Source organism: Pelotomaculum propionicicum, assembly GCF_004369225.1.
GTDB lineage: Bacteria > Bacillota > Desulfotomaculia > Desulfotomaculales > Pelotomaculaceae > Pelotomaculum_B > Pelotomaculum_B propionicicum.
Window position 1 is genome coordinate 1 of sequence record NZ_QFFZ01000152.1, and the last position, 755, is coordinate 755.

The window sequence follows — 755 nt, forward strand, 5'->3', positions numbered from 1 at the left end:
CACAGCAAGGTAGCTGAAGATAAAACCGGCGGAGTTTTTGGCGAACAGACCTACGTTATCAGTTGGCCGTATTCCCTGGGCATATAAGAAATTCCGGTATTGGCCCACCTTTTTTTTCAGTTGGGCGTAGCTGTATTTAGCGTCTTTTTCGTAGAGTGCAATTTTTTCGTCAGCTCCCTGCCGGACCAGTTCATACACTAACAAATTCGTGTCCTCCCTACCGCATATTTAATTATTAAAATGCAACTGCAAATTATAATAATACGATGAATCCTTAAATTCCCCTTTTTTTATAAAGAATTATGCCTTCCCAATCATGTCTAACTAACTGCCGCTTCTTATCAAGCCAAATCCCAACATTTTTCCAGCCTTATTTTCAGGGAAGTTTCACACGCCGCTATCGCGGCGCCACGCATCATGAAAACACCAGGGGGGGTATAATCCTGTACGGCGCGTCAGCGCCGGACTTGTGTAGCTAGAGTAACATTTGTGCGAATGAATTTGCGCCTTGGTATTTTTTGGATTCGCTCTGTGGGCTGAACAGCTGTACAGTTATTTTCAAGGAAGCAAAAGAACCGTCCCCCTGCTTCCTTAAAAGAGGCTGTTAATAAGATAAAGAGGTGATACAAATGTCCGAACCACGCGAGAGTTTAGTCAACCGCAAAACGCTGGAAACGGAAGTCAACATTTCTTTCAGCCTGGACGGCGAAGGGGTTTACTTCGTCAATACGGGACAGCCGTTCTTTGACCACATG

General features: G+C 44.6%; 1 protein-coding gene. It reads right to left on the reverse strand.

Annotation, left to right across the window (positions count from 1 at the left end; genetic code table 11):
- Window positions 1-198 (reverse strand): AMP-binding protein (locus tag Pmgp_RS19295; RefSeq protein WP_243119964.1); only part of this gene is annotated, 198 nt, incomplete at its 3' end.
- Window positions 199-755: the final 557 nt, after the last annotated feature.